This is a genomic window from Actinomadura sp. J1-007, assembly GCF_009793335.1.
GTDB classification, from domain to species: Bacteria; Actinomycetota; Actinomycetes; order Streptosporangiales; family Streptosporangiaceae; genus Spirillospora; species Spirillospora yumaensis.
In genome coordinates this window covers 373,681-398,622 of the sequence record NZ_WING01000002.1, presented here as the reverse complement: position 1 = coordinate 398,622, position 24,942 = coordinate 373,681, and the positions used below count along the sequence as shown (strand labels likewise).

The window sequence follows — 24,942 nt, the reverse complement described above, 5'->3', positions numbered from 1 at the left end:
CCGCTCCCCTGACGCGCCGTCCGCCCGCATCACGGGCCGGCAGGGCGCGGTTCGCACACATGTTCGATAAGGAACGGTGCGACCGCGCCCTGCCCGGCCGGGGGCGTCGATGCCGCGGGCGCGGCGCGCTCACGGTCGGCGGGCGGGGGACGGCGCGCGGCGCGGTCCGCCTTCTCCTCGCGCCGCCAGTGCCACCGCGCGTACCGGTCGAGCAGCCGGTACCGCACCCCCGCCCAGAACCGCGCCGCCCCCCGCGCCACGCCCGGGGTCACGCGGTGTCGTCGTGCCGGTCCCATATCCCTTCTTCCGAACGATCCGGACGTTGGCGGCGCGAGCGCGGCGGGCGCGGCGGCCCGGCCGGTTCCGCCGTCCGAACGGGCCAGGATGCCGTACGGCCCGTTGCGGGGAGGTTGCACGGCGCGTTAGTGATGCGGCATAACGGGCACGCCGAACACCTGGGGACAAAGGGGGGAAGAGAGACATGCGGTACCTCCATCGCCGCCGGAGCCGTGCCGGCCCGGCCCATCGAGGGACTTCCACATGACACTCACCGAACCGGGGCTGGAGCGCCGGCAGGTCCGCTTCGAGCGCGACGCCGTGCCGTACCTGAACCAGCTCTACGGGACAGCGCTCAGGATGACCAGGAACGCCGCGGACGCGGAGGACCTGGTGCAGGACACCTACGCCAAGGCGTTCGCCTCGTTCCACCAGTACCAGGAGGGCACCAACCTGCGGGCGTGGCTGTACCGGATCCTCACCAACACGTTCATCACCGGCTACCGCAAGCGCCAGCGCCAGCCGGCCCGCTCGGCGACCGAGCAGGTCGAGGACTGGCAGCTCGCGCAGGCCGAGGCGCACACGCCCGGCGGGCTGAAGTCGGCGGAGACGCAGGTGCTCGAACGGCTGCCCGACACCGAGGTGAAGGACGCGCTGCGCGAGCTGCCGGAGGAGTTCCGCATGGCCGTCTACCTGTCCGACGTCGAGGGGTTCTCCTACAAGGAGATCGCCGAGATCACCGGCGTGCCGATCGGGACGGTGATGTCGCGACTGCACCGGGGGCGGCGGCGTCTGCGCTCCAGGCTCGAAGGCTACGCGCGCGAACGCAACTTCGCGGGGGCGCGCTGACCCGCTCCCGCGCCGGCGGCGGGCCTCGGCCTCCCGCGCCGGCGGCGGGCGTCGGCTTCCCGCGCCGGCGGCGGGCCTCAGCCGCGGCCGGTGCGGAGGGCGTGGTCCACGGAGGGGTGGATCCTGAGCCGGTGGCCGAGGTTGCTGATCTCGAAGGCGCGGGCCACCTGCTCGGCGAGCGGGCCGGCGAACGCGGCGCTGCCGCCGCGGGCCTCGGCCGCCAGGTAGAGCTTGACCAGCGTGTTCAGGCCGGTCGAGTCGATGAAGTCCAGGGCCGCGAGGTCGAACACCAGGTGCTCGCCGAGCTCCTTGCGGGCCGCGCGGATGTCGCGTTCGGCCTGCTGCATGGTCGGGAGGTACAGCTCCCCGGCCACGGTGATGACGGCGCGCGCGCCCTCGGCCCTGCCGGTCACGATCACGGTCTCCGCCATCTTCCCCCCTCGGCGGTCATCCCCGGACGCCAATGAACGCACACGTTCAGGACAGTACCCGGCATCACCGGGCATGCCGCCCCAACCATCCGATCTTGCGTTGCATCGGTCAAGACCTGGCAATCAGGGCCTGTCACCCGGCGGACGCGGGTACGGGACACGGGATGGATCTTCTCACCGGAGGAGGCGGGACGATGGGCGGCCGGCGACGACCGAGGGCGGCGTAGGGCGGTGCGCGTGGCCGCCGTGCGGACCGTCCTGCCCGAGCACCGCTACGAGCAGGGCGAGATCACCGAGCTGTGCGCCCGCCTGACGGGCGCCGACCCGCGCCTGATCGAGCGCTTCCACGCGGCCACCCAGGTCAGCGGGCGCAGCCTGGCGCTGCCGATCGAGGAGTACGAGGACCTCGGCGGCTTCACCGGCGCGAACGACGCGTACATCGCGACGGCGCTCGACCTCGGCGAGCGCGCGGTCCGGGGCGCGCTGGACGAGGCCGGGATCGGGCCGTCCGAGGTCGACCACCTCCTCTTCTGCTCCTCCACCGGCCTCGCGACGCCGTCGCTGGACGCCAAGCTGGCCCAGCGCGCCGGGCTGCGCGCCGACGTCAGGCGGGTGCCGGTGTTCGGGCTCGGCTGCGCGGGCGGCGCCGCCGGGCTGTCGCGGCTGCACGACTACCTGCGGGCCTGGCCCGAGCAGGTCGCGGTGCTGGTCTGCGTCGAGCTGTGCTCGCTCACCGTCCAGCTCGGCGACGCCTCGCCCGCCAACCTCGTCGGCAGCGGCCTGTTCGGGGACGGCGCCGCCGCCGCGGTCGCGGTCGGCGGCGGGCGGGAGGCGGCCGAGCGCGCGGCGGACGGCCCGTGGCGCTCGCGCGACCGGCCCGGCCCGCGCGTGGTGGCGACCGGGAGCAGGCTCTACCCGGACACCGAGCGGCTGATGGGCTGGAACGTCGGCGCGCACGGCTTCCGGATCGTCCTCGCCGCCGACCTCGTGGACCTCGTCGAGGAGCGGCTCGCCGGCGACGTCGGGGCGTTCCTCGGCGAGCACGGCCTGACGCCGGGCGAGCTGACGTCGTGGGTGTGCCATCCGGGCGGGCCGAAGGTGATCGACAAGATCGCCGAGGTGCTCGGGCTGGAGGGCGGAGAGCTGGACCTGACCTGGCGCTCGCTGCGGGGCATCGGCAACCTGTCGTCGGTGTCGGTGCTGAACGTGCTCCAGGAGACGATCGCGCGCCGGCGGCCCCCGGCGGGCGAGCCCGGCCTGCTCATGGCGCTCGGGCCCGGGTTCTCCGCCGAGCTGGTCCTGCTGCGCTGGTGATCCCGTGGCCGCCTACCTCCTGCTCATCGCACTGGTCGCCGCCGAACGGCTCGCGGAGCTCGTCCTCGCGCGGCGGCACCTCGCGTGGGCGCGGGGGCTCGGCGGCGTCGAGCACGGCCGCGGCCACTACCCGCTGATCGTCGCCGTGCACGCCGGGCTGCTGGCCGGCGCGCCGCTGGAGGCGTGGGGGCTGGACCGCCCGTTCGTCCCGGCGCTCGGCTGGCCGATGCTCGCCGTGACCGTCCTCGCGCAGGGCCTGCGGTGGTGGTGCATCACCACGCTCGGACGGCAGTGGAACACGCGGGTGGTCATCGTCCCGGGGATGCCGCTGGTGGAACGCGGCCCGTACCGGTGGCTGCGCCACCCCAACTACGTGGCGGTCGTCGCGGAGGGCGTCGCTCTGCCGCTGGTCCACACGGCGTGGCTCACCGCGCTCGTCTTCACCGTCGCGAACCTCGTCCTGCTGAGGCACCGCGTCCGCGTCGAGGACGCCGCCCTCGCCTGACCGCCCTCCCTTCGGCCGCGCCCCGCCCGGCTCCGTCCGCGCGCCGAACGGACGCAAACCCGGAATGCGGGGGCGCCCGAAAGTGCCCGGACCCCTTATTCCACGGGGCCTCCGGGCGTCGCGCGCGTGAAATCGAGGCACGAAATCATCGGCCACAAGGCCAGTCAAATATGCGCCACGGAAGGGTCGAAGGCCGCCCGTTAAAGGGCTGCCGCGTTCCGTTACCGAGTCAGCCGAAGGTGCTTCCGCCGTTGACCGCGAGGGTCTGGCCGGTGACGAACGCGGCGCGGTCGGAGGCGAGGAACGCGACGGCGCCCGCGACGTCCGAGGGCGCGCCCATGCGGCCGAGCGGCAGCGCCCCGGCGTACTCGTCCTTGACGTCGGCGGGGACGCCCTCGTGCCGGTCGGTCGGGATCCAGCCGGGCGCGACGAAGTTGACGGTGACGCCGTACGGGCCGAACTCGCGCGCCCAGCTCCGGACGAGCCCGAGCTGCGCCGACTTGGCCGCGACGTACGCGCTGGAGCGCGCCGGGCCGACCGCGACGACGTCGGATCCGACGTGCACGATGCGCCCGTACCGGCGCTCCTTCATCCCCGCGATGACCCGCTGGGTGAGCAGCAGCGGGCTCTTGACGAAGAAGTCGAGCTGCCCGAGGACGTCCTGCCAGCGCAGCTCCTCGACCGCGGCCTCGGGCTGCGGGCCGGTCGCGTTCAGCACCAGCACATCGACCGGGCCCAGCTCCTTGACGACGCGTTCGTGCAGGTCGTCGACCTCCGCCTCGTCGGTGACGTCGGCCTGGAACAGCTCGGCCCGGCCGCCGGCGGCGGTGATCCGGTCGCGCAGCGCCTCGGCCGTGCCGCGGTCGCGGCGGTAGTTGAGGGCGACGGCGAGGCCGTCCGCGGCGAGCGCGGCGGAGATCGCCGCGCCGAGGCCGCGGGAGGCCCCGGTGACCAGGGCGGTCCGCCCGCCGGTCACGGCCGGGCCCCGCCGTCCGCGCGCGCACCGTGTCCGTTACGTCGCATGACCACCTCACCGCCTGGGCCGCCGCCGGCCCCGTACAGGCATGGCCCCCACGCTACAGATCCTGATCCGGAAGGGAAGCCCGCGAACCGGCGGGCGGTGCTCCATGGCGGACCCATCTCCTCGCGACGGGCGGGTCTTTGCCGTACGGCGCGGCGCGTTGCCGTGCCGTGGCCGGGGCCTGGAGCGGCCCCGACGGGGGCGGTGCGGCGGGCCGTTCCGCGGGTACGGCCGACATGTCGGGCTTGGTGGAGGGTGCCCGGGAAATCCGCGCCGTCAAATCAGGAAAAAGCCGCCCACAATCGGCCAACACTTAAATAAAAGATGAAAATACAGCGGGAACGCAGCGCATTAAGGTGGACATCGAGATCGGGTTACTATTTTCTTCCCCGCAGTCGGTACCGTGCCGAGGTAATACTCAATTACCATCAACTTGACAGACGGCCGGGATCCAGCAAACAGGTAGATCCCCTCTGCCGCAACTTTAATTCTAATTTACCCTTCGCGGGTCCGGTAGCGGAGATGCTCTGGAGAGCGGGTTACCGGAGAGCCAAGACGACCGCGCGTGACGCGGCCCGGCACATCCACGAGATCGAGAGAGCGGAGCGTCGCATGGCGTACCAAGTCCCCTACAGCGGGATCTCCAACAGACTGGGCGACGAAGAGATCAAGGCGGTGACCCAGGCGCTGGGCCAGGACACCCTGGCGATGGGGCCGAGCGGCGCGGAGTTCGAGGAGCGGTTCGCCGAGGCGCTCGGCGCCCGCCACGTCAAGGCGACCAGCTCCTGCACGACCGCGCTGTTCCTCGCCGCCCAGGTCCTGGAGCTGCGGCCCGGAGACGAGGTGATCACCACCCCGCAGACGTTCTGGGTGACGACCTGGCCGCTCCAGGCGCGCGGCTGCGTCGTCAAGTTCGCCGACATCGACCCCGACAGCCTCAACATCGACCCGGCCACCATCGAGCCGCTCATCACCGAGCGGACCAAGTCGATCTGGGTCGTGCACTACGGCGGCCAGGCCGTCGACATGGACCCGGTCATGGAGATCGCGCGCCGGCACGGCCTCACCGTCGTGGAGGACTGCGCGCACGTCGCGGGCGGCACCTACAAGGGCCGCTCCCTCGGCACCATCGGCGACATCGGCTGCTTCAGCTTCCACTCGCTGAAGAACATGACCACCGGCGAGGGCGGCGCGTTCGTCACCGGCGACGACCGCTACGCCGAGATGGCGCGCGCGCTCGGGACGATCCACAACTACGGCGAGATGCGCGAGCGCGAGGACCCCGCCATCGGCCCGTACCGCCAGCCCGCCTACTACAAGGACGCGCACGTCCTGCGGTCCTACACCCACGACTACGTCGACGGGCGCTACCTCGTCGGCAACAACTACCGGATGAGCGAGCTGAGCGCGGCCCTCGGGATCGTCCAGCTCGGCAGGCTCGACCGGCTGAACGACCGCCGGCGCGAGATCGCGCACCGCATCGACGCGGGCGTCTCCGGCGTGCCCGGCATCGGGATCCAGCACGAGAAGCCGTACGCGCGCCACGTGTACCACCTGTACACGCTCTTCTACCAGCCGGAGACCGTCGGCGCGCCCAAGGACGACTTCATCAAGCACCTGCAAGAAGAGGAGGGCATCGAGATCGTCATCCGGTACTTCCCGATCCACCTGCTGCCGGAGTTCCGGGCGCTCGGCCATCGCTACGGCGAGTGCCCGGTCGCCGAGAAGACCTACTTCGAGCACCAGATCCAGCTTCCCATCTACGACCACCTGACCGACGCGCAGATCGAGCACATGATCGGCGCCGTCCGCCGCGGGGTCGCCGCGCTGAGCGGCACCGCCTGACCGGACGCGCGGAGTCGCCCTCTCGGCCGGCGCGCCACCGGGCCCCGGGCCCGCCTTCGCCCCGCGCGGCGGGCGCGTCGACCGCCGAGACGTCCACGAGACGCCCCGGACCGCCCCGCTGACGCGCGGGGACGCGCCGGGCGGCGTCCCGACCAGCTCCGCCCCGTCCGCCGAGTCTTCCCCGAGACACCCCCTCACCGCCCCCTTCAGGCGTTCCGGCACGCCCATGTGCCCGGACGCCCCCGCGGAGCGCGCGCATCGCCTCGCTCCGTCCAACCCCCGTGCCCGCACGCCGGGACACACGACAACGGAGTCTCACCATGGGCAGCAACCCCCTCGGACCCACCACCCAGGACGACCGCGACACGGTCGCCGTCACCGGAGGGTCCGGCTTCGTCGGCGGCCATCTGGTCGCCGCGCTGACCGACCTCGGCAAGAACGTCGTCATCGTCGACCTCGCCAAGCCCCCGAAGGCCCTGGCCGACCTGCCGGGCGTCCAGCACCGGCGCGCCGACCTGCGCGACTACGGCGAGACGCTGCTCGCGCTGCGCGGCGTCGACACCGTCTACCACCTCGCCGGGAACGCCAGCGGCACCCTGTCCGTCGAGTACCCGCGGTTCGACTTCCAGATCAACGGGCTCGGGACGTGCAACGTCGGCAACGCCTGCGTGGAGCTCGGCGTCCGCCGGCTCGTGCACATGTCCTCGGCGATCGTGTACGGGACGCCCCGGCACTTCCCGATGAACGAGAAGCATCCGACCGCCCCGTTCCTGCCGTACGGCGCGTCCAAGCGCTCGGGCGAGCTGACGCTGCTCAGCCTGCACGAGGCGTTCGACCTGCCGGTGATGATCGGCCGCTCGTTCGTGGTGTGGGGGCCCGGCGAGGACCCGCGCACCGCCGGCGGGGAGGTCTCGCAGTTCCTGCGCTGGCAGCTCAACGAGCTGCCGATCCCCGTCGTCGGCGACGTCGACCGCAAGACCCGCGACTTCGTGCACGTCACCGACGTGTGCCGGGCGCTGATCGCGCTCGGCGACGCGGGCGAGCCCGGCGAGATCTACAACATCGGCAGCGGGACCGAGGTGTCCATGCGCGGCCTCGCCGACGCGGTCGCCGACGCCACCGGCAGGCCGGCGCGGCTCCAGGCCGACACCTCGGTGCTGGACGACAGCTTCCGGCTGGTGGCCGACATCGCCAAGCTGCGCGGCATCGGCTACCAGCCGAGCGTCCCGCTGGAGAAGGGCCTGAAGGACCTCGCGGACCTGCTCGGGCCGTTCCCCGAGCTGCCGACCGTGACGGTCGCGTTCCGCCGCGAGCACGCCGAGCGGGCGTAGGCGCGGCCCCGGCGGCGGCGCGGGCCGCCGCCGGGCCCCGGCCGCCGGCGACCCCGCGCGGCCGGGCCCCCGCCCGTCTCCACCTCACCCGACCCACAAGGAGGGACTGTGCGCAGAAGCGAGCGTGAAGCCGGCGCGCGCACCGTAGACGCGAACGCTTCTGTCGCTGGCCGTACGGCCAGGACGTATGAGGCGCTGCCCACCGCGCGCAAGCGGGCGGCGCGGGCCGCCGTCGGCGCGGTGTTCTTCGTGAACGGAGCGACGTTCGCCACCTGGGCCGCACGGGTGCCCGCCATCCGCGAGGGGCTCGGCCTGTCGCCGGGCGGCCTGTCGGTGGCGCTCACCGGGCTCGCCGCCGCCGCGTTCGCGGGGCTCCCGCTCGCCGGGATGCTGGTGGCCCGGTGGGGCAGCCGGCGGGTGCTGACCGGCGCCGCCCTGTACCTCGCGGCGCTGCCGCTGATCGCGCTGGCCCCCGGGCTGGTGTGGCTGGCGGCGGTGCTGGCGGTCTTCGCGATCGGCAACAGCACCCTGGACGTCGCGATGAACACCCAGGGCGCCTTGGTGGAGCGGGCCTACGCCCGCCCGCTCATGGGCAGCTTCCACGCGATGTTCAGCCTCGGCGGCGTCGTCGGCGCGGCGTTCGGCGGGGTGGCGGCCGACCTCGGCGTCAGCGTGCGGTCGCACTTCCTGCTGACCGTCGTGGTGCTGTCGTTCGTCCTCGCGGTCGCGACGGTGTTCCTGCTGCCGGACGTCCCGTCCGGGGACGCCGCGGGCCTGACCCTCGCGCTGCCCGACCGGCGGCTGTTCGCCCCGGGCCTCATCGCGTTCTGCGCGCTGATGGGCGAGGGCATGATGAACGACTGGAGCACCGTCTACCTGCACGACGTGGCGGAGACCTCGAAGAGCACGGCGGCCACCGGGTTCTCGGTGTTCTCGGCGGGGATGGTCGTCGGCCGGCTCGCCGCGGACCGGATCCAGGCCCACCTCGGCCCCGACCGGTTCGTGCTGGCCTGCGGGCTGCTCGCCTCGACCGGGTCGGCCCTCGCCGTCGCGGTGCCGACCCCGACGGCGGGCCTGGCGGCGTACGCGCTGATCGGGCTCGGCCTGGCCGCGATCATCCCGGTGACGTTCAGCCACGCGGCGCGGCAGCCGCACCGGGCCCCCGGCCCGTCGATCGCCGCGGTCTCCACGGTCGGGTACGTCGGGTTCCTCGCCGGGCCGCCGATCGTCGGCGCGGTCGCGCAGACGACGGGGCTGCGCGCGGCGATGCTGCTGTTCCTGGTGCTGACGACGGTCATGGTGTGCCTCGCGCCGCGGCTGCGGGCCGTCCCGGCCCGGCCCGCGCCCGCCGGGCCGCAGGCGCCGCCCGGGCACCCGTCGTCCAACGGGTCCGGGACGCGGAAGCGCTGACCGCGGGGCGTTGTAGCGTTCAGTGGCCGCCGGCGGCGGCATGACCGGAAGGGGGGCGGGGCCCGTGCGGATCGTCGATCTGTCGGTACCGATCGCGTCGGGGATGCCGGTGTATCCGGGCGACCCGAGGTCAGCGCGTGCCCGGCCCTCACGGTCGCCGCCGACGGCGTGAACGTCGCGCGGCTGTCCCTGGGCTCCCACACCGGCACGCACGTGGACGCCCCGTTCCACGTGGACGACTCGCTCCCGGCGCTGGAGGACCTGCCGCTGGAGCGCTTCGTCGGGCGGGCGGTCGTCGTGGACGCGCGGGGCCTGCCGCCGCGCGCGCCGCTCCGCCCGTCCCTGTTCGAGGGGCGGGCGCGGCCGGGCGCGATCGTGCTCGTGGCGACGGGCTGGTCGGGGCACTGGGGCACCGGGCGGTACGCGGCGCACCCGCACCTGACGGCGGAGGCCGCGGCGTTCCTGGTCGAGGCGGGGGTCCGCACGGTGGGGATCGACGCGCTCAGCGTCGATCCCACCCCGGCGGACGACTTCCCCGCGCACCGGATCCTGTGCCACGCCCACGCGGTCATCGCCGAGAACCTGACCGGGCTCGGCACGCTGCTGGACGCCCAGGAGGACGGCTCGCCGATCGAGGTGTCGCTCCTGCCGCTGCGGCTGCGGAGCGGCGACGGCTCCCCGGTCCGCGCCGTCGCCCGCATCGGCTGACGCGCCGTTCCGCGCGGCGGCCGGGCGGGACGCCCAGCGACCCAGGCGCACGCGGGCGGCACGCGGGCGGAGGACGGGCCGTGTCCGGAAGCGGGCACTTCGCCCGTCCGGCGCCCGCCCCCTGGCGGACCGGCCCGATAATCGGGCCGGGTAACCGTCCGACGCAGGGGGCTCATGTGATTCCGCTGACCGACAACCCGCTCGCCTTCCTCCACGAGGACGCGTACGGGTTCCGCCCCTTCGTGGAGCAGCTCGACGCGGCGGTCGCGCAGGCGCGCCCGCTGCCGCTGACCGTCGGCGTCTTCGGCGCGTGGGGCACCGGCAAGTCGAGCTTCCTCGGCATGTGGAGCGACCTGCTCGCCGAGCAGCCGCGGAACCGGCAGGTGCGGTTCAACCCGTGGAAGTACGACCGGAAGGTCGAGGTGTGGGCGGCGCTGCTGCACACGATCCTCGGCGAGCTGAAGAAGGAGGAGCGGCTCCGCGAGAAGGCCGGCCGGCTGGCGCGGGCGGCGACCTGGCTGTCGCTGCGCGCCGGGCTCGGCAGCGCGGCGACGCTCGCGACGGCGGGCATCGTGCGCCCCGAGCACGTCAACGAGCTCCTCGACACCTTCGCGCAGAACGACGCCGACGAGTACAGCCAGGTCAACACGTTCGAGGACGAGTTCGCCGAGGCGGTCGAGGAGTTCGTCGGGCCGGAGGGCCGGCTCGTGGTCTTCGTGGACGACCTGGACCGCTGCACGCCCGAGGCCGCGATGACCGTCCTGGAGTCGCTGAAGCTGTTCGTCGGGCACGCGCGCTGCGTGTTCGTCCTCGCGCTGGACGTGGACGTGCTGGCGGCGGTCGCGACGAACAAGTTCGGCGTCGACCTGAAGGGCGCCCCGAGGAGGCGATCTCGGGGATGAACTACCTGGAGAAGATCGTCCAGCTTCCGTTCTTCCTGCCCGACGTCGAGTTCGCGACGCTCCGGGCGACGCTCGCGCCGTACGTGGAGGGGCTGGGCGGCAACGAGGCGTTCTGGGAGCTGGTGCGGGTCGGGCTCGGCACCAACCCCCGGCGCGTCAAGCGCTTCGTCAACGTGCTGAACCTCGCGGTGGCCGCGCTCGGCTGGGACACCGGCCCGGCGGAGACCGCCACCGGAGGGCAGGACCCGCACTGGAAGCAGCTCCAGCTCGCCGAGCTGCTCATCATCCGCGGCCAGCACCGCGCGTTCTTCCGCACCCTCACGCAGCATCCCGAGGCGTGGCAGCTCCTGGAGCGTGCGGGCGGCGACATGGCGCGTCCCGGCGGCGGCCGCGACCTGGCCCTCAGCCAGCTCCCCCCGTACCTGCGCCCGTTCGCGGACGACGCGGCGCTGATGAGCCTCCTGGACACCCGTCCCGGCGGCCGGTACGAGCATCCGCCCGCGCCGGGCCCGGACGAGGTCGTACGCCTGTTCAGCACCCTGCACCGGGCCGCCGGGCCCCTGCCGGACGAGCAGTCGTCCGTCGCGCCGCCCCAGCCCGCGTAGCGGGGCCGGGGCGCGGAACGCCCGGCGGGGCGCGGCTAGCGGCGGTGGCGGTAGCCGATCCAGGCGCGGCGGCGTTCGGCGTTGGGGTCGTCCACCACGCGGGACGCCTCGTCGATGATCAGCGTCTCGCGGCGGCGCGCGGTGTACGCGGGCCATGACGGCCCCGGCGCGCCGTCCCGGACGAAGGCCAGCCAGTGGTCCTGGACGGTGCGGGTCACGGCGCGCAGCCCGGCCCGGCCGCCGAGCAGCGTCGCGGCGCGCCCGGCGCGGCCGTCCCCGGCTCCGAACAGCGCGAGCAGGTCGGTGCCGTGGGTGGCGCGCATGCCGGTCAAGTCGAGCAGGCGCGGGGCGTAGTCGTACCGGTAGGCGTAGGTGGGGGCGTGCGGGGCGTGGCCCTGCGCGCAGAGCACCGACGGCTCCCAGAACACGATGTCGCCGCCGAGGTCGGCGGCGGCGCGGCGGCCGGGGTACCCGGGGTAGGCGGCGAGGGCGCGGGCCTTCACCTCGGGGTCGGTCCCGTTGAACATCTTCTCGATCCGGGCCCGGTCGGTCGGGAGGATGTCGAGCAGCAGCGGGAACATCCGCCCCTCGTGCGCGGTGGTGCCGATGAGGAGCGGCACGGGGTGCGCCGCCCCGTCCGCGAACACGTCGAGCGGGTAGCGGGGCAGCACGTCGTCGCCGTGGAGGGGCGCGGTGGCGCGGGTGCCGGGCTCGGCGTCGGCGTTGCGCCGCGTCAGGGTGTGCTCGGCGGCGACGAGCGCCTCGGCGGGCGCGGACATCAGCGCCTCGGCCTCCTCCCCCGGACGCGCGCCGAGGACGCCGAGGAACTGCCGCGCCCACGGGCGGGCCCGTTCCGCCCCGTACACCGACGCGGCGGGGGGGCTCTGGGCGATCGCCCGCGCGAACAGCCCCCGCGCGGACGGGACGCACATCAGCGTGGTGACCGCGTTCCCGCCCGACGACTGCCCGGCGAGCGTGACGTTCCCGGGGTCGCCGCCGAACGCGGCGATGTTGCGCCGCACCCACCGCAGCGCGGCGATCTGGTCGCGGAGGCCGAGGTTGGAGTCGAACGCCGCGCGGGGCGTGGAGTGGTCGCGGAAGTCGAGGTAGCCGAGCGCGCCGAGCCGGTAGTTGAACGAGACGTAGACGATGCCGCCCCGGCGGACGAGGCGGTCGCCCGCGTACAGCGGCGCCGCCGACGAGCCCGCCACGTACGCGCCGCCGTGGACGAACACCAGGACGGGCCGCGGGCCCGCCGAGGGCTCGGCCGGGGCCGTCACGTTCACGGTCAGGCAGTCCTCGCCGCACGCCGCGCGCCGCCGCTGCGGGGCGGACGGCCCGAACTCGGCGGCCTCGCGCACGCCCTTCCACGGCTCGACGGGCTGCGGGGCCCGGAAGCGCAGCGGCTCGACGGGCGGCGCGGCGTAGGGGATGCCGCGCCAGGTGAGCAGCCCGTCCCGACGCCGTCCGCGCACCACGCCGTCGGCGGTGGCGACGTCGAGGCCGCCGGCGGCCCGTTCCGTGGGGCTGCGGCGTCTTCCGGGGGCGGCCATGCGCGCAGCCTAGCGATCCCCGGTACGCCCGGGACAGCCCGGTTGACGTGCATGAATCCGTCTTGCCCGGGAAGGGGCGACCGTACGGGCGGCCGTCCGAAGTGCCCCACCGGGCGCGGGACGGCCCCGATCGCACGGAACGAGGAGGCAGCGGCATGCGGATCGTCGTCATCGGGGGGACCGGCAACGTCGGTACCGCCGCCATCCGCGCGCTCAGCGCGGACCCGGAGGTGACCTCGATCCTCGGGGTCGCCCGGCGCGGCCCGGAATGGGAGATCGCCAAGACCGAGTGGGCCGCCGCCGACGTGGCGCGCTCCGACCTCGTGCCGCTGATGCGCGGCGCGGACGCCGTCGTCCACCTGGCGTGGCTGTTCCAGCCGACCCACGACCCGTCGGTGACGTGGCGGGTCAACGCCCAGGGCAGTTCCCGGGTGTTCAAGGCGGTCGCCGAGGCCGGCGTCCCGGCGCTGGTGTACGCCTCGTCCGTCGGGGCCTACTCCCCCGGCCCGAAGGACCGCGCGGTGGACGAGTCGTGGCCCACGCACGGATGGCCGACGGCGGCGTACGGCCGGGAGAAGGCGTACGTCGAACGGCTCCTCGACACGTTCGAGGCCGAGCACCCCGACCGGCGGGTGGTGCGGATGCGGCCCGGATTCATCTTCCGCAAGGAGACGGCGAGCCAGCAGCGCAGGCTGTTCGCGGGGCCGCTCGTCCCGGGCCGGATCGTGCGGCCGGGGCTGATCCCCGTCGTCCCGGACGTGCCCGGCCTGCGGTTCCAGGCGCTGCACGCGGCGGACGCGGGCGAGGCGTACCGGCTGGCCGCCACCCGGGACGTGCGCGGCCCGTTCAACCTGGCGGCCGACCCCGTCGTGGACCCCGCCGTGCTGGCGGACCTGCTCGGCGCCCGAACGGTGCGCGTCCCGGTGGGCGGGCTGCGCGCCGCGCTCGGGCTGGCCTGGCTGCTGCGGCTCGTCCCGGCGTCGCCGCAGCTGCTGGACCTGGCGCTGCGGGTCCCGATCATGGACACGTCCCGGGCCCGGAACGAGCTCGGCTGGACGCCCGAGCACACGGCCCGCGACGCGCTCGCGGAGTTCCTGGAGGGGCTGCGCGAGGGCAGCGGGATGGCGACGCCGCCGCTGTCCCCGGACACCGGCGGCCCGATGCGCGCCCGAGAGTTCACCACGGGTGTGGGAGGCAAGCCCTGATGGCGGAACGGCACGCGGAGCCCGAAGCCACCGGAACGAAGGCGGCGTCGGCGGACGCCCGGCGCGTGGTGATCGAGGACGGGGGCCCGATCCTGGTCGAGGGGCCCCTGGAGATCACCATGGAGGACGGGACCACGGTGGCCTCCGACCGCTTCATGGTGGCGCTGTGCACGTGCCGCCGCAGCCGCCGGTTCCCGTTCTGCGACACCAGCCACCGCGGCAAGGTCCGTTCCTCGAAGAAGGGCTCGGACTGAACGCCCGCGAGTCAGAGCACCGCGACGCCGGGGGCGTCGGGCAGCGGGGTCAGGAGCGAGGTCGCGCCCCGTTCCCAGTGGGTGAGGAGGCGGCGTCCGAGGCGTTCCTCCAGCAGCTCGGTCGCCTGCACGCCGAAGACCACGTCGGCGGCCAGCTCCGGCTCGCGGGCGAGCAGGTCGCCGACGACGTCGCGCCGCAGGACCTGCTCGTGGACGGCGTCGGCCTCGATGTGCTCGGTGAAGAACAGCAGGCACTCGGGCGCGGCGCCGAGCCGTTCGAGGGCCGCCGCGATGCGCCGCGCGCTCGGCGCGGTGGTGATCTCGGCCGCGGCGAAGTGCCCGACCAGGGCGGCGCGCAGCGACCGGTGCAGGCCGAACAGCGACATCATCGCGACCGGCGCGAGCGCCTCGGCCGGGACGGCGTCGAGGTACGCCAGGTAACCGCTGTCGAGCCCCGCGCCCTCCAGCAGGTCGGCGAACAGGCGGCTGTGCAGCCGCGCGCCCCGTCCCCCGCCGTACTCGTCGAACTCGACCGCGACCAGGGACGCCTTGGCCTGCCCCTGGAGGCGCGGGATCACCCAGGCGTGCGGGTCGGCCTCCTTGAGGTGGTAGATGGAACGCTGCGCGAAGTACTCGCGCGCCTGCCACCACTCGCCGGCGTCCTTGAGGTGGTGGGAGACGCCGCGCGCGTCCACGTCCTCGACCAGCAGCGCGTCCAGCGCGGCCGTCACGTCGTCGCCGCCCTGGACGCCGTCGCGCAGCGCGCCGAGGAAGGCGCCCTCCAGGCGGGCCCGGAACGCCAGCAGGCCGGGATTCCACTCCCACTCGGGATCGACCCCCGCGATCCCCCGGTAGTGCAGCTCGTAGCAGGTGTGCAGGGCGAGCTGGAGGTCGCCGCCGAACGGGTCGGCCCCGTCCAGGCTCGCGTCCGGGGCGCCGCCCGTCCCGGCGGGACGCGCAGCGCCTCCACCACGGTCTCGGAGAGCGGCCCGCGGGGACGCGGCAGGGGCGGCTCGCCGCCGCCGGGCCCGTCCCGCCGTGCCGGGCGCGCGGCGGCGGGCCGTTCCGTCCGCGCCGCGCGCGTGTCCTGGGCGGTCATGGTCTCTCCTCTCGGCGCACGCGCTTCCCCTACCCCTCCACGGCCGCGATCCGCCGCCCGTCGTCCGGCGGGTGCGCGCCGGACCCCGTCGGAACGCGGTCGGCGCGGATGACGACGAGGTCCTCGTGGCGCTGGCCCGGCTCGATCACCCGCCTGGCCTCCAGCAGCGCGGCCTGCGCGCGCATGACCGGCCCGAACGGCTCGGGCCTGCGGGCGACCACGGCCGCGCGCAGTCCCCCCGCGCGCAGCGACCGCAGGGTCTCGCGCACCCCGCTGAGCGCGGAGTGGACGAGCAGCAGCGTCCCGCCCGGCGCGAGGTGGGCGGGGGCGTCGGCGCAGACGCGGTCGAGGACCGTGCGGCCGTCCGTCCCGCCGTCCCAGGCGCGCGCGGAGCCGCGCACGATCGCGCCGTTCCCGCCGCTCAGCACGTAGGGCGGGTTGGCGAGGACGACGTCGAACGCCTCGCCCGCCACGGGCCCGAACAGGTCGCCGAGGCAGGCGTTGATCCGCACCCCGCGCAGGAACGCGTTGAACCGCGCGGTGAGCAGGGCGCGCGCCGAGACGTCGATCGCGGTGACGCGCGCGGCGCCGCCGCGCGCCGCCGCGAGCGCGACCGCTCCCGTTCCGGTGCCCACGTCCAGGACGCGGGCGCCGGGCAGCGCGCCCGACCGTTCCAGCGCCTCGCACAGCAGTTCGGTATCGCCCTGAGGCCGGTAGACCCCCGGGGGCCTCATCAAGAACATGAACCCCTCTACCCCCGACAAAACGGCCAAACATCCTGCTAACGGACTGCTGAGGCGCCCGAACCCCGCCACCCCCACTCCGAATGGCATCCGAAGGATCACATAGAGTGATTAACGCGACATCCAACAGAGGAGGGACGATGCGGGTCGTCATCGCGGGCGGGCACGGCAGGATCGCGCGGAAGCTGGAACGGGTGCTCGCCGGGCGCGGCGACCGGGCGGAGGGCCTGGTCCGCGACCGGGCGGGGATCCCCGACCTGGAGAGCGCGGGCGCGCGCGGGTGGTGTGCGACCTGGAGCGCGCCTCGGTGGACGAGATCGAGGGCCTGCTGAGGGGCGCCGACGCCGTCGTCTTCGCCGCCGGGCCGGGGCGGCCGACCCCGTCCGCACCGACGCTGTGGACCGGGGCGGGTCGGTCAAGGTGGGCGAGGCCGCGCAGCGCGCCGAGGTCGGGCGGCTCGTGCAGGTCTCCTCGACCGGCGCCGGGCGGCTGTACGAGCCGGACCACGCGCTGGCCGACTACCTCAACGCCAAGACCAGGGCCGAGGACGACCTGCGCCGGCGCGACCTCGACTGGACGATCGTCCGCCCCGGCCTGCTGACCGACGCCCCGGGCAGCGGCACCGTCTCGCTGGCCGCCGAGCCGCCGCCGAGCGACGGCCCGCACGGCGCGGTGTCGCGGGACGACGTCGCCGAGCTGATCGCCGCGCTGCTGCCCGTCACCGGCGCCCGCGGCCTCACCGTCGAGGTGACGGAGGGCGCGACGCCGATCGACAGGGCCGTCCGCGCGGTCGCCGCCCCCGCCCCCGCCAGGCCCTAGCGGCCGGCGCAGGCGTCGGCGTCGGCGCGGATGCCCGCGGAGGCCGTTCCCGTGGGGCCGGGTGCGCCGGCGCCGTCGAGGGTGCGGGCCCGGCCCGGCGCGGCGGCCCGTTGCCGCCCGCCGCCGGGGCCGGGGACGCGCTCGGGGCGGGATCGTCCGCCATGGCGTCGGCGCGGAGCGCGGCGAAGAAGCGGTCGCCGTCCGGGCGGCGCAGCGCGACGCGGTTGGGGTCGGCCGGGTAGGGCGCGACCGGTACGGTCACGAAGCGCAGCCTTCCGGCCGTGAGGCCCCGCATCCCCTGCGCGATCCGCATCATGGTGCCGAGGTCGAGGCCCTTGTCGGTGGTCAGCGACCTCGTCCCGGCCTCGGCCAGCGACAGCAGCCGCCGCGGGTCCGAGAGCGTCCCGGCGCTGAGGACCTTGGCGGCGAGCGCGCCCATGAACCGCTGCTGCCGCTCGATCCGCTGGAGGTCGGAGCCGTCCCCGAGCCCGTGCCGGTTGCGGACGTACGCCAGCGCGGTCTCCCCCTTGACCACGTGCCGGCCGCGACCGAGCCGCAGCTTGGAGTCGCGGTCGTCCACGTCCCGCGGCAGGCAGACCTCCACCCCGCCGACCGCCTCGGTGACGCTCTTGAAGCCGGTGAAGTCGACTTGCAGGAAGTGGTCGATCCTGACGCCGGCGAATCCCTCGACGGTCTTGACCGCGCAGGACGCGCCGCCGAGGGTGAACGAGGAGTTGAGCATCCCGGCCGGGACGGGCGCCGACCTCCCGCCGTCCGGCCGGGCGCACGCGGGGATCGGGACCATCAGGTCGCGCGGGAGGCTGACCCCCGTCGCCCGCCCGCCGCCGCGCGACAGGTGCAGCAGGACCATGGTGTCCGAACGCGCCGTGCCGTCCTTCATCGCGGGCCCGTACCGGGCGTTCGCGCCGTCCCGGCCGTCGGTGCCGAGCATCAGGATGTTGAGCGCGCCGTTGAGCCGCTTCGGCCGGTGGCCGCCGATCAGGCCGTCGGTGTCCTCGTGGCGGATGTTGTGCTGGAGCCGCCAGTAGAACCCGTACGCGGTGAGGCTCCCCACCACCAGCACGGCCGCCAGGCCCATCGACAGCCAGCCGAGGAGGCGGCGGCCCCGGCCTCCGCGGCGCCCCGCTCCGCCGTCCTCGCGCCGTCCGCCGCCCGTGTCCGCGGGCTTGCTGCTCATCGCTCCGACGACCCCCCTCGTTGCGCGGCCGAGCATACTGTCAAACACTCAAGCAATTGAGCAAATATTAGCCGGTGCCTCGAACGGCGGTACCCTCGCGCGGGGGCGGCGGGTCCCGTCCCCGCCGGGACGAACGGAGGCAATGGTGATCGACCGCGAGAGCGCCGCGGCCGGAGCGCCCGGGCGGCTCACTCCGGCGCTGCTCCAGGAGGCCGCGGGCAGGTTCGGGATGCTCGCCGCCACCACGCGGCTGCACATCGTGTGGATCCTGTCCCACGGCGAGCGCGACGTCGGCTCCCTGGCCGAGGAGATCGGCGGCACGGTCGCCGCCGTCAGCCAGCACCTGGCCAAGCTGAAGCTCGCCGGGCTCGTCCGCTCCCGCCGCGACGGGCGGCACCAGTACTACGTCGTCGACGACCCGCACGTCGTCGCCATCGTCCGCCAGATGATCGCCCTCCTGCGGGGCGCGGCGGACGGTCCGGGCGCAGCCGTGGCGCCGGCGCCTGACCTGCTCCCGCTCGCCGCCGCCCGCCCGCCGGACGGCGCGCCGCCGGGACCGGACGCGCCGGACGACCCGTCCGCCCCGGCCGTCCGGGAGCGGCTGACCGCGTTCGCCGACGCCTCCCCGCTGACCGTGCTGCGGCGGCTGGAGAGCTCGGCCAAGGGCCTGGACGAGCGGGAGGCCGAACGGCGGCTGCCGCGCGACGGCGCGAGGCCGCTCGTGCCCGGGGCCGTCCGGCGCGCCGCCGCGCACCTCGCCCGCCTCGCGCGGACCGCGACCGACCCGTTCGTGCTCGTGCTCGCCGGCCTCAGCCTGGTGTCGGCGGTGACCGGGGACCCGCGCGGCGCCGTGCTCATCGCGCTGGTCGCGGTGCTGAGCTGCCTGCTGCGGTTCCGGCAGGAGCACCGCTCCGACCTCGCCGCCGCGCGGCTGCGGGCCCTCACCACGGCGACCGCGACGGTGCTGCGGCGCGCCGAGCCCGGCGCGGCCCCGGCGGCCCGGGAGGTGCCGGTCGACCAGGTCGTCGCGGGCGATGTCGTCCTGCTCGGGCCGGGCGACATGGCGCCGGCCGACCTGCGGCTGCTGAGCTCGTCCGACCTGCGGGTCAACCAGGCCGCGTTCACCGGGGAGTCGCCGCCCGCGGGCAAGCGCGCCGCGTGGACCGGGACCGGCGGCGCGCCGGCCGGCGAGCGGCCCGGCCTGTTCGAACGGCGCGAGCTGTGCCTGATGGGAACGAGCGTCGTCGGCGGCACCGGCACGGCCGTCGCCGTCGCGACCGGCTCCCGGACCTACTTCGGCGCCACCCACCGCGACCTGCCCCGCCGGGCCCCGGCGACGACGTTCGACCGGGGCGTGCGGGCGGTGTCGTGGGCGCTGCTCGGCGCGGTGCTCGCCGCCGTCCCGGTCGTGTTCGCCCTCAACGGGATCGACCGCGGGAGCTGGTCGCACGCGCTGCTGTTCGCGGTGTCGACCGCCGTGGCGATCACGCCCGAGATGCTGCCGCTGGTCGTCACGACCGCGCTGGCGCGCGGGGCGGCGGTCCTCGCCCGCGGGCACGTGCTCGCGCGGCGGCTGCCCGCCGTCCACAACCTCGGCGCGATGGACACGCTGTGCACCGACAAGACCGGCACGCTCACGCTCGACCGGATCACCCTCGCCTGCCACGTCGACCCGCTCGGCGACCCCGACGCCGGCGTCCTGTACTGGGCGCGCGTCAACGCGCTCTGGTCAGCCGAGCTCGCCCCCGAGGCGGCCGGCGACACCATCGACGAGGCCCTCCTCGCCGCCGACGGGGCCGCCGGCGACCCCTACGAGGACGTGCGGGGCGTCGGCGCGGTCCCGTTCGACTCCGCCCGGCGCCGCGCCACCGTGGTCGTCCGGCCGCGCGACCGCCTCGGGTGCGAGGTCGTCGTGACCAAGGGCGCCGTCGAGGACGTGCTGGAGCTGTGCGAGCGCGTGCGGCTGCCCGGCGGGACGGCCCCGCTCGGCGCGGGCGAGCGGGACCGGCTGCGCGCGCTCGCGGACGGCCGGGCCGCGGACGGGATCCGGCTGCTCGCCGTCGCGACCGCCGAACGGCCCCCGTCCGGGCGCGGCCCCGGCCCCGCCGACGAGCGCGGCCTCACCCTGCTCGGCTTCGTCGGGTTCCACGACGAGCCCGACCCGTCCGCCGCCGGGGCGCTGGCGGGCCTCGCGCGGCTCGGGGTCCGGCACGTGATCGTCACCGGCGACCACCCCCTGGCCGCGCGCCGCACCTGCCGCGACGCGGGCCGCGTCCCCGGCCGGACGGTGCTCGGCGCGGAGCTGGCCGCGCTGGACGACGGTGCGCTGCGCGACCTGGTCGCCGCGGCCGACCCGGCCACCACGCTGATCTTCGCGCGGGTGGACCCGCGGGCGAAGGCCCGGATCGTCGCCGCGCTGCAACGGGCCGGGCGCACCGTCGGGTTCCTCGGCGACGGCGTCAACGACGCCCCGGCGCTGCGCGCGGCCGACGTCGGGATCTCCGTGACCGGGGCCGTCGACCTCGCCCGCGAGTCGGCCGACGTGATCCTGCTGCGCAAGGACCTGCGGGCGCTGGAACGGGCCATCACCGGGGGGCGGCGCACGTTCGGCGCGGGCGTCACCTACATCAAGATCGCGGTGACCTCGAACGTCGGCAACGTCGCGTCGATGCTCGCCGCGAGCGCGCTGCTGCCGTTCATGCCGCTGCTGCCGCTCCAGGTGCTGGCGCAGAACCTGGTCTTCGACCTGTCCCAGCTCTCGCTGGCCTACGACCGCGTGGACCGCGCCGGCCTCGCCGGGCCCCGCACGTTCGACGTCCGGGACCTGGCGCGGTTCGTGGCGTTCTTCGGGCTGATCGGCGCGGTGTTCGACCTCGCCACGTTCGGGCTGCTGTGGTGGGCGCTCCAGGGGTACGGCGACGGGCCGCGCGAGGCGCTGTTCCACACCGGCTGGTTCGCCGAGAACCTGCTCACGCAGGCGGTGGCGATCCTGCTGCTGCGCGGGCGCGGGCGGCGGCGCGGCTCCCCGCGGCCCGCGCGGCCCGTCGTGCTCGCGGCGGTCGCGCTCAGCCTCACCGGGCTGCTGCTGCCGTTCTCGCCGCTCGGCGCGGCGATCGGCCTGCGCCCGCTCCCCGCCGGGCTCCTGCCCGTGCTGGCGGCCGTCCTCGCCGGCTACGCCCTGGCCACCGTCCTGATGCGCCGCCTGTACCTGCGCCTGTTCCGGCGCTGGCTGTAGCACCGGCTGTAGCGGGCCGCCGCGACCGCCCCCGTGCCGGCCGCGGCGGGGCTCCCGGCTACGCGGCGGGCCGTACCGACAGGGCGTGGTGGAACACGTTCCGCGGGTCCCATCGCGCCTTGACCTGCTGGAGCCTGGCGTAGTTGTCCCGGAAGTAGAGCCGCTGCCAGGACGCGCCCTTGTTCAGGGCGGGGTCGGCGAGATCGACGTCCGGGTAGTTGATGAACGCGCCGTCGCCCGCCGCCGGGACGCCGCCGGTGTCCGCGTACAGGTCGCGGTACAGCTCCCGCAGCCAGCCGATGTGCTTGGCGTCGTCCTTCGGGTCCTCCCAGCCGTTGATGTAGAACAGCTTCAGGACGGTGTCGCGGTGGGGCGCGGCGGTCGCGTCCGGCGCCACCGTGTTGACCTTGCCGCCGAACGTGTAGAGGCTCAGGCTCCCGCCCGGATGGTCGTAGTCGGTCCGGGTGAGGTGGTGGTGCAGCACGCCGATCTGCGCGTCGGTCAGGCGCCTGCGCAGGTATCCGGACTTGACCTTGAGGCGGTAGACCGGGCCCGGGTCGCCCGGGGAGCCCGCGAGCGCGGCGGCCAGCCACGGCTGCCGCCGCAGCCTCCGGACGGGCCGCACCGGGACGCCCTCGTTGACCGCCTCAAGGTGCCCGTCCAGGAGCCGTTCGGCGTCGGCTCCCGCCGCGACCTGGCCGATCATGCCGACCGACCCGAGCGGGCGCCGGTTGAGCTGGAGTTCGCTGTAGAGCCTGGTGTACGGCGAGTCGGGGCCGCCGTTGCGTTCGGCCCACGCGCCGTGGTTGCGCACCAGCCGCGCGAACGACGTCGCGTCGAGCTTCGCCCAGTCCCACTCGACGCTGAAGCTCAGCACGGTCGGCGGCGGCGCGGGCAGGAGCCCGGCCGGGTCGTCGCCCCGCGCGCCGGGCGTGCGGAACCAGTACCGGGTGACGATCCCGAACGTGCCCGCGCCGCCGCCGGTGTGCGCCCACCACAGGTCGCGGTTCGCGCCGTCCCGGGACGCGACGACGGCGCGCGCCCTGCCGTCCCGGCCGACGACGACCACCTCGACGGCCTCCAGATGGTCGACGGCGAGGCCCATCAGCCGCGACAGCGGGCCGAACCCGCCGCCCGCGACGTGCCCTCCCGCGCCGACGGTCGGGCACCAGCCCGCCGGGACCGTCACGCCCCAGCCGAGGTAGAGCCTGCGGTAGACGTCGCCCAGCAGCGCGCCCGGCTCGACGGCGAACGCCCGCCGCGCGGGGTCGTGGTAGACGCCCGTCATGGCGGAGGTGTCGATCACGACCTCCACGGCCGGGTCGGCGACGAAGCCCTCGAAGCCGTGCCCGCCGCTGCGGACGGTGACGCGCCGTCCGCCGTCCACGGCCTCCTGGACGGCCCGTACGACGTGCGCGGTCGTGCCGACCACCCACACGTGCTCGGGCGCGCCGACGAAGCGCCGGTTGTAGCCGCGCTCCGCCAGCGACGCGTGGCGCGGGTCGCCGCGTCCGACCTTGGCGGGTCCGGGCGGCGGGGGCCAGGGCGTCCCGGCCGCCGCCGGTCCCGCGCCGAGTGCGGGCACGGCGGCTCCGGCCGCCGTCACGGCCAGGCCGCCTCGCAAGACGTTCCTTCTGCTGAACTCGCTCATCGCGGCTCCTCGTTGGGGGACGGCCCTCAACGTAGGTCGCGGTCTCCGCGCGGACAGTCGGCCCAGCACCACTCGCGGGGTGGAGCCAGCACCCCGGACGGGACCGGCCCGCGCCGCCCGTCAGGGCGCGAAGTCGGCGGGCACCGGCGGCGGGACGGGCAGCGGCGTCTCGACGGACGGGTCCAGCCCGGCGAACATCAGGTGCAGGTAGCGGCGCCACAGCCCGGGTACGGCGTCGCCCAGCGGCGCGGTGGCCTGGGAGACGGCCCCGACCAGCAGGACGATGTCGTGCCCGGTGACGTCGGCGCGGACGGCCCGCGTCTCGCGGGCCCGCGCGGTCAGGGCCTCGGCGACCTCGGCGAGGCGCAGCGTGGCGTCGCGCACGTCGGCCTCGGTGCGCGCGATCGACGCGGCGGACTGGCACAGGGAGCGGTCGCCGATCCGCAGCCCGGCCCCCGCGACCATGAACTCCAGCAGCGCGGCGCGCGGATCGGCGGCCTCCAGCAGCCGCCGGCCCGTCGCGATCAGGTCCTCGATCCGGTCGTTGAAGACCGCGGCGAGCAGGCGCTCCTTGGTGGCGAAGTGCCGGAAGACCGTGCCCTTGCCGATCCCGGCGCGGGCCGCGATGCGGGAGATCGACACGTCCGCGCCGTGCTCGGCGAACTCGGCGGCGGCGGCGTCCAGCAGCAGCCGGCGGTTGCGCGCGGCGTCGGCGCGCAGCCCGGACGTGGCGGTCATGGCCGCCACCCTACCAACAACCGGACCGGCCGGTCAGGTTGTGTGCTAGCGTCGCCGCGAAACCTAACCTGACCGTCCGGTCCGCTTAAAGGCCGGCCGGTCCGCCGAGCGCGGGAGGACGCGATGAAGGCCGTGGTGGCGAGGGAGTACGGCACGCACGAGGTGCTGGCGGTGGAGGACGTCCCGGCGCCGCGCCCGGGGCCGGGGCAGATCCTCGTACGGGTGCGCGCGGCTTCGCTCAACCCCGCCGACCTGCGGATGCTGAGCGGGGCCGAGCGGGCGTCCGCGCCACTGGAGTTCCCGCACGTCCCGGGGAACGACTTCGCCGGGACGGTGGCCGAGGCCGGTCCGGGCGTGACGCGGTTCGCCGCCGGGGACGAGGTGTTCGGGCTCGGCATGCCGCGGCCGGCCGCGGCCGCGGCGGCGCTCGTGTCCTCGCCGCCGTCGCTGACCACCGGGACCGTCGCGGAGTACGCCGTGTTCGAGGCGGACGCCCCCGCCCTCGCCCTCCGTCCCGCCGGGCTGGACCCGGTCCGCGCCGCGACGCTGCCCACCGCCGGGCTGACCGCGCTCCCGCTCGTCCGCGCGGACGCGTTCGGCCCCGGCCGGACGGTCCTGGTCGTCGGCGCGTCCGGCGGGGTGGGCACGGCGGCGGTCCCGCTGCTGGCCGCGACGGGCGCCCACGTGATCGCGACCGCGGCCGGCGGCGACGGGGAGCACGTGCGGGGGCTCGGCGCGGCGGAGGTGATCGACTACCGCGCGGCGGACACGGCCGAAGCCGTCCTGGAACGGCGCCCGGACGGCGTGGACACCCTGATCAACCTCGTGCTGCGCGGGGACGACGTGCTGGAGGCGGCCCGAGCCGTACGGCCGGGCGGGAGGGTGCTGACGATCGCGTTCCCCGCGCCCGAGCGCGACGACGTGCGGATCGTCCTCACCGACGCGCGGCCCGGCGACCTGGACGCGCTCGCGGCCAAGGCGCTCGACGGGACGCTCCCGCCGCCCCCGGTCCGCACGTACGCCCTGGACGACGCCGTCCGGGCGTACGCGGACCTGGCCACCCGGCACACGGCCGGCAAGCTGGTCGTCCTCCCCTGACCCGCCGCGCGCGGACCGGGAGAAAGGGACCGGCGCCGCCGAACGAGTGTGGGATCCGGGCGGCGGCGCCGGGGAACGGGACGAGCGGAGCGCGACCGGCGAACGAGCGGCCCGCGCGGGGGAACCGGGGAACGGCGCCGGGGGCGAACGGC

The 24,942-nt window shown here is 75.4% G+C and carries 25 protein-coding genes; 15 read left to right on the top strand and 10 right to left on the bottom strand.

Translation table 11 applies throughout. The features are described from left to right. Nucleotides 1-29 precede the first annotated feature (29 nt). Nucleotides 30-272 (bottom strand): hypothetical protein, encoded by a 243-nt coding sequence (locus GEV43_RS35810; protein ID WP_160825206.1) that lies wholly within the window; start codon nucleotides 270-272, stop codon nucleotides 30-32. A 268-nt stretch (nucleotides 273-540) separates the two neighbouring features. Here GEV43_RS35810 and GEV43_RS35805 point away from each other — a divergent pair, with 268 nt between their 5' ends. After that, complete coding sequence (locus GEV43_RS35805) at nucleotides 541-1,125, top strand: sigma-70 family RNA polymerase sigma factor (RefSeq protein WP_160825205.1); 585 nt, start codon at nucleotides 541-543, stop codon at nucleotides 1,123-1,125. A 77-nt stretch (nucleotides 1,126-1,202) separates the two neighbouring features. Here GEV43_RS35805 and GEV43_RS35800 read toward each other — a convergent pair whose 3' ends face one another. Beyond that, on the bottom strand, nucleotides 1,203-1,556 hold the full coding sequence (locus GEV43_RS35800; protein WP_160825204.1) for an STAS domain-containing protein: 354 nt from the start codon (nucleotides 1,554-1,556) through the stop codon (nucleotides 1,203-1,205). A 237-nt stretch (nucleotides 1,557-1,793) separates the two neighbouring features. Here GEV43_RS35800 and GEV43_RS35795 point away from each other — a divergent pair, with 237 nt between their 5' ends. Both GEV43_RS35795 and GEV43_RS35790 read left to right on the top strand, forming a co-directional pair. Next, entirely contained in the window at nucleotides 1,794-2,870 is a 1,077-nt protein-coding gene (locus tag GEV43_RS35795; protein ID WP_309240115.1) for a 3-oxoacyl-[acyl-carrier-protein] synthase III C-terminal domain-containing protein, read from the top strand. A gap of 4 nt (nucleotides 2,871-2,874) precedes the next feature. Beyond that, the gene (locus GEV43_RS35790) at nucleotides 2,875-3,375 is read left to right on the top strand and encodes an isoprenylcysteine carboxyl methyltransferase family protein (RefSeq protein ID WP_160825202.1); all 501 of its coding nucleotides are present in this window, start codon (nucleotides 2,875-2,877) and stop codon (nucleotides 3,373-3,375) included. A 229-nt stretch (nucleotides 3,376-3,604) separates the two neighbouring features. Here GEV43_RS35790 and GEV43_RS35785 read toward each other — a convergent pair whose 3' ends face one another. Continuing rightward, nucleotides 3,605-4,351 carry an SDR family NAD(P)-dependent oxidoreductase gene (locus tag GEV43_RS35785; protein ID WP_160825201.1) on the bottom strand — a complete coding sequence of 249 codons (747 nt, stop codon included), beginning with the start codon at nucleotides 4,349-4,351 and terminating at the stop codon, nucleotides 3,605-3,607. Nucleotides 4,352-5,008: 657 nt separating this feature from the next. On the opposite strand from GEV43_RS35785, the gene GEV43_RS35780 reads away from it, so the two are divergent. The 6 genes from GEV43_RS35780 to GEV43_RS35755 all read left to right on the top strand — a co-directional run bounded on the left by GEV43_RS35780 (nucleotide 5,009) and on the right by GEV43_RS35755 (nucleotide 11,197). Continuing rightward, nucleotides 5,009-6,241, top strand: a complete 1,233-nt coding sequence (locus GEV43_RS35780; RefSeq protein ID WP_160825200.1) for a DegT/DnrJ/EryC1/StrS aminotransferase family protein — start codon at nucleotides 5,009-5,011, stop codon at nucleotides 6,239-6,241. Between the two features lie 320 nt (nucleotides 6,242-6,561). Further along, nucleotides 6,562-7,572 carry an NAD(P)-dependent oxidoreductase gene (locus tag GEV43_RS35775; protein ID WP_160825199.1) on the top strand — a complete coding sequence of 337 codons (1,011 nt, stop codon included), beginning with the start codon at nucleotides 6,562-6,564 and terminating at the stop codon, nucleotides 7,570-7,572. Nucleotides 7,573-7,680: 108 nt separating this feature from the next. After that, the gene (locus GEV43_RS35770; RefSeq protein WP_160825198.1) at nucleotides 7,681-8,982 is read left to right on the top strand and encodes an MFS transporter; all 1,302 of its coding nucleotides are present in this window, start codon (nucleotides 7,681-7,683) and stop codon (nucleotides 8,980-8,982) included. A gap of 168 nt (nucleotides 8,983-9,150) precedes the next feature. Then, nucleotides 9,151-9,690, top strand: coding sequence for a cyclase family protein (locus GEV43_RS35765; RefSeq protein WP_309240114.1), 540 nt, complete (start codon nucleotides 9,151-9,153; stop codon nucleotides 9,688-9,690). A gap of 176 nt (nucleotides 9,691-9,866) precedes the next feature. Then, nucleotides 9,867-10,592: a P-loop NTPase fold protein gene (locus GEV43_RS35760; RefSeq protein ID WP_160825197.1), complete on the top strand. Its 726-nt coding sequence runs from the start codon at nucleotides 9,867-9,869 to the stop codon at nucleotides 10,590-10,592. Then, nucleotides 10,589-11,197: a hypothetical protein gene (locus GEV43_RS35755; RefSeq protein WP_160825196.1), complete on the top strand. Its 609-nt coding sequence runs from the start codon at nucleotides 10,589-10,591 to the stop codon at nucleotides 11,195-11,197. The genes GEV43_RS35760 and GEV43_RS35755 overlap by 4 nt, the downstream gene beginning before the upstream one ends. Before the next feature lie 35 nt (nucleotides 11,198-11,232). Here the strand turns inward: GEV43_RS35755 and GEV43_RS35750 are convergent, their stop codons facing one another. Continuing rightward, a complete protein-coding gene (locus tag GEV43_RS35750; protein ID WP_160825195.1) occupies nucleotides 11,233-12,750 on the bottom strand; it encodes a carboxylesterase/lipase family protein in 1,518 nt (505 codons plus the stop codon). A gap of 155 nt (nucleotides 12,751-12,905) precedes the next feature. Between GEV43_RS35750 and GEV43_RS35745 the strand changes: the two genes are divergently transcribed. After that, nucleotides 12,906-13,955, top strand: a complete 1,050-nt coding sequence (locus GEV43_RS35745; RefSeq protein ID WP_160825194.1) for an NAD-dependent epimerase/dehydratase family protein — start codon at nucleotides 12,906-12,908, stop codon at nucleotides 13,953-13,955. Beyond that, nucleotides 13,955-14,209 (top strand): CDGSH iron-sulfur domain-containing protein, encoded by a 255-nt coding sequence (locus GEV43_RS35740; protein ID WP_160825193.1) that lies wholly within the window; start codon nucleotides 13,955-13,957, stop codon nucleotides 14,207-14,209. Before GEV43_RS35745 ends, GEV43_RS35740 begins: the two co-directional genes overlap by 1 nt. A gap of 11 nt (nucleotides 14,210-14,220) precedes the next feature. Here the strand turns inward: GEV43_RS35740 and GEV43_RS35735 are convergent, their stop codons facing one another. From GEV43_RS35735 to GEV43_RS35730, 3 genes are read right to left on the bottom strand one after another with little or no spacing between them, the layout of a single operon-like run. Further along, nucleotides 14,221-14,940 (bottom strand): iron-containing redox enzyme family protein, encoded by a 720-nt coding sequence (locus tag GEV43_RS35735; protein WP_309240113.1) that lies wholly within the window; start codon nucleotides 14,938-14,940, stop codon nucleotides 14,221-14,223. After that, nucleotides 14,937-15,308 carry a hypothetical protein gene (locus GEV43_RS55440; protein WP_309240112.1) on the bottom strand — a complete coding sequence of 124 codons (372 nt, stop codon included), beginning with the start codon at nucleotides 15,306-15,308 and terminating at the stop codon, nucleotides 14,937-14,939. Before GEV43_RS55440 ends, GEV43_RS35735 begins: the two co-directional genes overlap by 4 nt. A gap of 29 nt (nucleotides 15,309-15,337) precedes the next feature. Next, nucleotides 15,338-16,042 carry a HemK2/MTQ2 family protein methyltransferase gene (locus GEV43_RS35730; RefSeq protein ID WP_309240111.1) on the bottom strand — a complete coding sequence of 235 codons (705 nt, stop codon included), beginning with the start codon at nucleotides 16,040-16,042 and terminating at the stop codon, nucleotides 15,338-15,340. Between the two features lie 149 nt (nucleotides 16,043-16,191). Between GEV43_RS35730 and GEV43_RS52010 the strand changes: the two genes are divergently transcribed. Both GEV43_RS52010 and GEV43_RS52005 read left to right on the top strand, forming a co-directional pair. After that, nucleotides 16,192-16,383, top strand: coding sequence for a hypothetical protein (locus GEV43_RS52010; RefSeq protein ID WP_241684157.1), 192 nt, complete (start codon nucleotides 16,192-16,194; stop codon nucleotides 16,381-16,383). Nucleotides 16,384-16,447: 64 nt separating this feature from the next. Next, nucleotides 16,448-16,870 (top strand): NAD(P)H-binding protein, encoded by a 423-nt coding sequence (locus GEV43_RS52005; RefSeq protein ID WP_309240110.1) that lies wholly within the window; start codon nucleotides 16,448-16,450, stop codon nucleotides 16,868-16,870. Here the strand turns inward: GEV43_RS52005 and GEV43_RS35720 are convergent. Further along, nucleotides 16,788-18,068 (bottom strand): LCP family protein, encoded by a 1,281-nt coding sequence (locus GEV43_RS35720; RefSeq protein ID WP_160825191.1) that lies wholly within the window; start codon nucleotides 18,066-18,068, stop codon nucleotides 16,788-16,790. The two genes, GEV43_RS52005 and GEV43_RS35720, sit on opposite strands and share 83 nt — an antisense overlap. A gap of 142 nt (nucleotides 18,069-18,210) precedes the next feature. On the opposite strand from GEV43_RS35720, the gene mgtA reads away from it, so the two are divergent. Continuing rightward, nucleotides 18,211-21,303 carry a magnesium-translocating P-type ATPase gene (gene mgtA / locus GEV43_RS35715; RefSeq protein ID WP_160825190.1) on the top strand — a complete coding sequence of 1,031 codons (3,093 nt, stop codon included), beginning with the start codon at nucleotides 18,211-18,213 and terminating at the stop codon, nucleotides 21,301-21,303. A 58-nt stretch (nucleotides 21,304-21,361) separates the two neighbouring features. Here mgtA and GEV43_RS35710 read toward each other — a convergent pair whose 3' ends face one another. Further along, a complete protein-coding gene (locus tag GEV43_RS35710; protein WP_160825189.1) occupies nucleotides 21,362-22,954 on the bottom strand; it encodes an FAD-binding oxidoreductase in 1,593 nt (530 codons plus the stop codon). 120 nt (nucleotides 22,955-23,074) lie between these two features. Then, nucleotides 23,075-23,692 carry a TetR/AcrR family transcriptional regulator gene (locus tag GEV43_RS35705; RefSeq protein ID WP_160825188.1) on the bottom strand — a complete coding sequence of 206 codons (618 nt, stop codon included), beginning with the start codon at nucleotides 23,690-23,692 and terminating at the stop codon, nucleotides 23,075-23,077. 123 nt (nucleotides 23,693-23,815) lie between these two features. Between GEV43_RS35705 and GEV43_RS35700 the strand changes: the two genes are divergently transcribed. Further along, nucleotides 23,816-24,790, top strand: a complete 975-nt coding sequence (locus tag GEV43_RS35700; protein WP_160825187.1) for an NADP-dependent oxidoreductase — start codon at nucleotides 23,816-23,818, stop codon at nucleotides 24,788-24,790. Nucleotides 24,791-24,942: the final 152 nt, after the last annotated feature.